This window comes from uncultured Oscillibacter sp. (assembly GCF_950073225.1).
Lineage (GTDB): Bacteria > Bacillota > Clostridia > Oscillospirales > Oscillospiraceae > Oscillibacter.
Genome location: NZ_CATMPS010000037.1, coordinates 21,170 through 27,610, shown reverse-complemented (window position 1 = coordinate 27,610; position 6,441 = coordinate 21,170). Strand labels below are relative to the sequence as shown.

The following is a 6,441-nucleotide window of genomic DNA, read 5'->3' as shown; positions in this document are numbered from 1 at the left end:
CAAAAAGGTACGGGCGGTTTTCCGCAATAAAGGTATGTCTGGCCAGCGGCTGGGCGGCATTGTTCCGTATGGGTATATCAAAGACGAGACTGGACAACTCGTAATTGATGAGGAAACCGCCCCCATAGTCAAGTTAATTTTCCAGCTTTGTGTTGAGGGCAATGGCACCGGGAAGATTGCGAGAATACTCAAGGAACGTGAGATACCCACTCCTGGTACTATCATCTTCCAGAGGACAGGCCGGGCAGGGAGATACCACCCCGATAATCCTTGTTTATGGCGTGGTGAGACTATATCGGGCATTTTAGCGCAGGACGCCTATTTAGGACAGACAACGAATTTCAAGTATTCCAAGCCCTCATTCAAGAGCAAAAAAATCGCCCGTAATCCTCCCGAAAAACGTATCGGCGGTATGAGGACCCGTCCTCCCTCAAAGCCGCGGCGGAGGCTATGCTCTGGGAGCTCCAGGAGCCCGCCGTCTCCTATTCCGTGGGATACCAGGAAATGACCGCCTCCGACTTTGACAAGGCCGAGGTCGGGAAACGGCTCCGCATGGTTTACCCGGAGATCGGGGAGACCGTGGACACGTTCATAACAGAGATCAAGCGGGACTATGAGGACGCGACCCGGTCCTCTTTGGTCGTGGCGAACAAGGAGACCTCGATCGCCTCCTCCCTGGCCGATATGGCGGACCGCCAACGGATAGAGCAGACCTACGCCCAGGGAGCAACACAGATTTATAGCCAAGCCCTGCAACGGTGGATGAACAACTGCCCACGGAAATTGCTTGGGTGGAAGTCGGCAAGCGACCTGTTCAACGAAGAGCAACGGGCAGCTTGACCGGCTGAAAGTGAATACAAATGTTCTAACCGGACGAGAAAACCCCGCCCGGTTAGGTTGTTATACCTATTTTGTTGTGATATAGCCTAAAAATGGTGCGGGCAGTTTGGTTGGTTGCCAGACCTCCCAGGTAGCGGCGGCTCTGCTGCCGACCGTGGAGGATTGCAGCTTGCAGACGGCGGTAATGCGGTGCATTAACCGTATGGAGCGGTTTTGGGAGAAGCGTCCAGACCATCGGCTTATGGAGATTGCAGAGGAGTTGACCAAAGCGTTTACCGAGGTCCGTCTGGCGGCGGGCCGGAGCACATAGGACGAGCTCCCGCCGGCGTAGAGTGTAGGGAGGTGATACATATGCCGAAACTGGGCCCGTTCCCCTTTGTCCCCAATATGGAGGACTGCCGTAAGATCGTAAAAACCGAGGGCTGTACCTGTTACATCATGGATACCTGCTGCCGGAATATGACCGCCGCTGACAAAGCTGCCGCGGATGAGCGAATCCTTCAGGTCTATGTGAACCATGCGCTGAAAAAGGGGATTTCCGGGTCCGCATAACGACGGGAGCCCGTCGGCGGGCTCTGATGGACAAGCCCTGATTTTGAAAGGAGCTGTTATGAAATGCTATGTGATTCAGTTCCGCGTCCACAACTGGGCCCCCTGGGAGGTTTGCCCTGGCCGGGAATACGACACCTTAGAGGAGGCCAAGGCGGCCCTGTTTGCCTGGCTTTTACCTGCTTTAATCAGTGCTTCCTTAAGGAAAGCAGGGAGAGAAGGCCTCAAGGAGATACGCAGGCAGGTCGTACGGCTCAAGAAAATGGGGAAAACGGGAAAGAAATCGAGGAATTAACCGGCGTACGGCAGAATCGCGCCAGCGAAATATGGACCGCGTATCAACGAGAGGGTGAAATCTCTCTGGAACGAAAAAAGTATGGGCGAAAGGCTGGAAGCCACATGGTCCTTACAGCAGAAGAAGTAGCGCGCGGCTTTTCCCCGAAAGGCCATCCTCCCGTACTGCCGGTGGAAACGAAGCGGCAGCGGGTCAATATGATCTCCGCGGTCAGCAGTCAGGGCAAGGTTCGTTTTATGCGCTATCAAGACACCATGAACCAGCAGCGGCTGATCCGGTTTATGGAGCGCCTGATTCGCGTTTCAAAACAGAAGGTGTTCCTGATCCTGGACAATCTGAAAGTCCATCACGGCAAGCTTGCTGCGTCCTGGCTGGAACACCACAAGGACAAAATCGAGGTGTTTTTCCTGCCGCCCTATGCTCCGGAATACAATCCGGATGAATACTTGAATCATGCTTTGAAGATTTCTGTTCATTCAAGCCAACTGCCCTATACCAGGGAAGATCTCTGTCATAAGATTCAGTCATTCATGAGGAAATTACAGCTTCGTCCGTCTCTTGTGTCCAGCTTTTTCTTCCATCCAACGCTTTCCTATCTTTATGCGCGGAAGTAATATCATAGAGCGGTTGCGTCAAAATTGAGATTTAGTCATGGAAGCCGGGAGCAACTCACTCCCGGCTTTCAAATGTTACAAAGCTATGACATTTCAGACCGCTATTTTGCCGATATAGAGGGAAGCGGTGATGTTTCCGTGATATTTGCAGTTTAGAATAGAAGTCAAGCCTTACAACTTGAAGTTGGATATTTTTTTGAGGAGGTGTACAATGCTGCCAAAAGGCGTCCCTGGCCGGCGGGACGCTGATTGACCTGGCAGGCGTAAATACGATGCTTTTCGCAGCCGCAGGAACCGGCTTGGCCGGCGCTGCTGTGATTCACTTTTTCGCTGAACGCCGATGAAAAATGAACAAGCCCCGTTTTTTTAACCATCTTATCGAAAAGCGGGGTTCTGCTTCCCGATCCGTTGTTTCATTAGAGAGCATGTTCCGGGTAAGATCCCCTAAAATCTGCCTTACCCCAAATCCCGGTGGTCCAGGGCCGCCAGGCCGAAGCGCACCGCCTGGGTGACGGCCTCCCGCTCCGACGCGTCCCCGGCGGCGTCCCACCTGGTCCGGAGCTCCCGGAGAAACAGGCCCCGGAGGGAGTCCTCCCCCGCCCGGGCCCAGACGTCCGCCGCCACCCGGGTGCGGTCCCGGACCTCCAGGGCGTAAAAATTCCCGGCCAGGGCCGTCTCCAGCGCCTTCGCATCCGCGCCGCCCTCCCCGGTCTCGCCGGTGAGGAGGATGCGGTAAAGATCATTGGCCGTGTCTTCCGGCAGCGCGGCCTCCACGGCGGAGCGGGGAGAGCGGCCCGTCACGTCCGCCTCCAAAACCTCATACCGCCGCCGGGCGAAGGGCACGAAGGTCAAGGAGACCGTCCTCCCGCCGTCGGTTACCCCCTCGTAAAAGCCCTTTTCCCCCAGCTCGTCAAAGCCCCGGCCCTCGATGCAGCCGGGCCAGGCGCAGAGCGTGCCGCCGTACCGCTTCGGCTCCCCCCGCTTATGGATGTGTCCCAGGGCCAGATAGGAAAGGCCGGAGGCGGCAATCTCCTCCCTCCGAATCGGGTTGTAGCGCGCCTCCGCCGGGTCGATTTCGCCGTGGAGAACACCCAGGTGAACCCTCCCGTCCTCCGGCGCGGAAAAGCCCGCCAGGAGGCCGCTTCCCTGCTCCGCGGAGGTGAACGCCGCCCCGTGGACGGCGGCGCCCAGCTCCGGCAGGTCCACGGAGGTCATGGCATTCTCCCGGAAAATGTGGACGTTCTCGGGCCAGTCCACTGTGACCCAGGGGCTTCCTGGGCCGCACCAGTCATGATTCCCCGGCGCGGCGAAGACCTGGGCGTTCATCCGCCCCAGGGCCTCCGCCAGAGCTTCGCCGGTCTCCCGGTAAGGGGCGGCGCTGTCAAAGAGGTCTCCCGCCAGCAGCACCAGCTGCACGCCGTGGGCGTTCACATAGTCCGCCAGCCGGAAGGCCAGCTCCCGGCTCTCCCGCCGCCGCTCCGCCGCCCGCCCGGGAGGAAGGGCGGCAAAGGCGCTGTCCAGATGGAAGTCCGCCGCGTGGATGAATTTCAGCATATCAGCCCTCCGTCTGCCACGCCTTGCAGACGTCAACCCACCCGGCAAAGTTAGAGGAATATTTCTCCAGCTCGCCGCAGGTCAGCTCGATGGCGCTGTTGTCGCTGCCCGCGGCGGGAAAGACCGTCTCAAACCGCTTCAGCGACACGTCAAGGTAGACCTTCACGTCCTCCGGCAGAGCGAAGGAGCACACACCTCCCACGTCGTGTCCGATGAGGCTGTGGGCCTCCTCATGGGTGAGCATTTTCGCCTTGGTGTGGAACCGGGCCTTGTATTTGCTGTTGTCGATTTTGGCGTCTCCAGCCACCACGATGATGACGGGCTTGTCCTCCACCTTAAAGCTCAGGCTCTTGGCAATCCGCGCGCCCTCCACGCCCACGGCCACCGCCGCCAGCTCCACCGTGGCGGAGGAAACCTCAAACTCCCGGATGCGGTCCTCAATGCCGAAGCGCTTGAAATAGGCTCTTACTTTCTCGATAGACATGTGTGAAACGACCTCTCTTTTGTTATCTAATATCAATCCGCTCCACGGAGGCGCACAGGCCCGTGGCGCTGTCCAGGGTGAAGAGGGCCCCCTGCATCTTGCAGGGCCCCTCCGGGTTCCTGTACCGCCCAGGCAGTCCTCCCAAAAAGCCCTCCACCGACTGCTGGGGCTCGATGCCCAGGACGGATTCCACAGGCCCCGTCATCCCCAGGTCCGTAATATAGCCGGTGCCCTTGGGATAGACCCGCTCGTCGGCGGTGGGGACATGGGTGTGGGTGCCCCAGAGGGCGGAGGCCCGCCCGTCCAGATAGTAGCCCAGGGCCAGCTTCTCGCTGGTGGCCTCGGCGTGGAAGTCTATCAGGGTGAAATCCGCCTCTCCCCGCTCCAGCAAACGGTCCGCCAGGGTGAAGGGGTTGTCCGCCCCCCAGGCCAGGCCGCAGCGGCCGATGAGGTTCACCACCCGGATGCGCACGCTCCCCAGGTCGAAGATTTCGCAGCCGTGGCCCGGCGCCCGGCCGGAATAATTGGCGGGCCGGAGAAGCCAGGACGCGCCGTCCAGCAGATTCCCAATCTGGGCCTTGCCGAAGGCGTGGTTGCCCAGGGTCACCGCGTCGGCGCCGGCGTCCCGGATGCGCTCCGCCTGGTCCCGGGTCAGCCCCACGCCGGAGGCGTTCTCCCCGTTCACCACGGTGAACGAGACGTTCTTTAATTTTTGCAGGGGCCGCAGCACCTTTTCCAGGTGCCGGAGTCCCGGCTCCCCCACTACATCGCCCACGGCGAGAATGTGATACAGCATAAACGTCCTCCAATCCAAGGACTATAGTATAGCAAAGATTCGGGGCTTTGCAAAGGGAAAAACGGCGGCCCGCCGGAATTTTTCCGGCAGGCCGCTTTTGCTTACCGCTGGTTCTGCTCCGCCAGCAGCTTGGTCAGCTCCTCCATGAAGCTGTCGATATCCTTAAACTGCCGGTAGACCGAGGCGAAGCGGACATAGGCCACCTGGTCGATGTTCCGCAGGTTCTCCATAACCCGCTCGCCGATGACCTCCGTGCTGATCTCCCGCTCCATGGAGTTCTGGAGCTCCTGTTCAATCTCCGCGGCCACCTTCTCCAGCCGGGCCACGGGGACGGGCCGCTTTTCACAGGCCCGGATCATGCCGCCCAGGACCTTTCCCCGGTCAAAGCTCTGGCGGCTGCCGTCCTTTTTCACCACCACCACCGGGAGGCTTTCCACCGTCTCGTAGGTCGTGAAGCGCCGGGAGCAGGAAAGGCACTCTCTCCGCCGGCGGATGCTGTTGTTTTCATCGGCCGGCCGGGAGTCGATGACCTTGCTCTCATTAAAGCCGCAATAGGGACATTTCATAAAGGACCTCCTGATTCTCCGCCGGGCTTCCGGCGGCCCGCGTCCGTACCTACGGGCACCTTCGGTACTTCCCGGGGCGGTTTCGGAGGCATCCCGGGAACGTTCGGGTGTATTATATCACGGAAATTTCAAAATTGATAGAATTTTGTCAAATCTTTTTCGAAAATTTTTCCTATTTCTGGAAAGCTTCTCCAGGAAGCGGCGCGCTTAAAAAACGGGCCGGTCCTGCCTGTCGAAGGCGAAGACGATATACGTCCCCCCGCCGATGCTCCTCAGGCGGGCAAAGCAGAACAGGGTGGTCAGGGGAAAGGGCTTTGCCGGGTCATAGGGCAGGGCCAGATACCGGGTTTCGCCCGATAGCCGGACCTTGGCGCCCTGGGCGCCCTTCAGCCTCTGGCGGAGCCAGGGGGCCCGAAAGAGCTGCTCTGGGGCGGGGGCGGGCTCCCAGTTCTCCGGCTCCTTCGCCCCCGCCGGGCGGACCTCTCCCCGGAGGAGGCGGCCCAGGGGGGCGGTGAGCCTCCCGGAGAAGCGGCGGCGGATGTGGCCCTGGGCCCCCTCCGGCTCCAGCACCCCCAGGCGCAGCTCCCCCCGGTCCCCCACGGCCCAGGCGCACCAGAGCCCATCCGGCCGCAGGGGGCAGCGGGCGGAGAACCAGGTGTAGAGCCCCTCCCGCTCCGCAGTCAGCTCCCCGGTGGGTTTGCCGTCCATCAGTAAGGGGAATTTGTCCATGTCCGCCGTCCCTC

General features: G+C 60.0%; 10 protein-coding genes and 1 pseudogene. 6 read left to right on the top strand and 5 right to left on the bottom strand.

All coding sequences use genetic code 11. The features are described 5' to 3' along the window. Positions 1–34 precede the first annotated feature (34 nt). The 6 genes and pseudogenes from Q1M04_RS16225 (at position 35) to Q1M04_RS13775 (ending at position 2,298) form a co-directional block, all read left to right on the top strand. A complete protein-coding gene (locus Q1M04_RS16225) occupies positions 35–508 on the top strand; it encodes a recombinase family protein (RefSeq protein ID WP_366132113.1) in 474 nt (157 codons plus the stop codon). After that, positions 418–840: pseudogene (locus Q1M04_RS13795) on the top strand (phage tail protein); the annotation flags it as partial. The gene Q1M04_RS16225 and the pseudogene Q1M04_RS13795, both read left to right, overlap by 91 nt. Positions 841–1,009: 169 nt before the next feature. Continuing rightward, positions 1,010–1,150 carry a hypothetical protein gene (locus Q1M04_RS13790; RefSeq protein ID WP_297999285.1) on the top strand — a complete coding sequence of 47 codons (141 nt, stop codon included), beginning with the start codon at positions 1,010–1,012 and terminating at the stop codon, positions 1,148–1,150. A gap of 41 nt (positions 1,151–1,191) precedes the next feature. Then, a complete protein-coding gene (locus Q1M04_RS13785; RefSeq protein WP_297999288.1) occupies positions 1,192–1,392 on the top strand; it encodes a hypothetical protein in 201 nt (66 codons plus the stop codon). A 58-nt stretch (positions 1,393–1,450) separates the two neighbouring features. Then, a complete protein-coding gene (locus Q1M04_RS13780; protein ID WP_297999290.1) occupies positions 1,451–1,684 on the top strand; it encodes a hypothetical protein in 234 nt (77 codons plus the stop codon). Positions 1,685–1,788: 104 nt separating this feature from the next. Further along, the gene (locus Q1M04_RS13775) at positions 1,789–2,298 is read left to right on the top strand and encodes an IS630 family transposase (RefSeq protein ID WP_297999291.1); all 510 of its coding nucleotides are present in this window, start codon (positions 1,789–1,791) and stop codon (positions 2,296–2,298) included. Between the two features lie 456 nt (positions 2,299–2,754). On the opposite strand, the gene Q1M04_RS13770 is transcribed toward Q1M04_RS13775, so the two are convergent. The 5 genes from Q1M04_RS13770 to Q1M04_RS13750 all read right to left on the bottom strand — a co-directional run bounded on the left by Q1M04_RS13770 (position 2,755) and on the right by Q1M04_RS13750 (position 6,427). Beyond that, positions 2,755–3,852: a DNA repair exonuclease gene (locus tag Q1M04_RS13770; protein ID WP_297999293.1), complete on the bottom strand. Its 1,098-nt coding sequence runs from the start codon at positions 3,850–3,852 to the stop codon at positions 2,755–2,757. A 1-nt stretch (position 3,853) separates the two neighbouring features. After that, positions 3,854–4,336, bottom strand: a complete 483-nt coding sequence (locus Q1M04_RS13765; protein WP_204790583.1) for a YbaK/EbsC family protein — start codon at positions 4,334–4,336, stop codon at positions 3,854–3,856. Between the two features lie 22 nt (positions 4,337–4,358). Next, positions 4,359–5,132 (bottom strand): TIGR00282 family metallophosphoesterase, encoded by a 774-nt coding sequence (locus tag Q1M04_RS13760; RefSeq protein WP_297999296.1) that lies wholly within the window; start codon positions 5,130–5,132, stop codon positions 4,359–4,361. 101 nt (positions 5,133–5,233) lie between these two features. Beyond that, positions 5,234–5,698, bottom strand: a complete 465-nt coding sequence (nrdR, locus tag Q1M04_RS13755; RefSeq protein WP_293279161.1) for a transcriptional regulator NrdR — start codon at positions 5,696–5,698, stop codon at positions 5,234–5,236. Positions 5,699–5,905: 207 nt separating this feature from the next. Next, positions 5,906–6,427 carry a hypothetical protein gene (locus Q1M04_RS13750; protein ID WP_297999299.1) on the bottom strand — a complete coding sequence of 174 codons (522 nt, stop codon included), beginning with the start codon at positions 6,425–6,427 and terminating at the stop codon, positions 5,906–5,908. Positions 6,428–6,441: the final 14 nt, after the last annotated feature.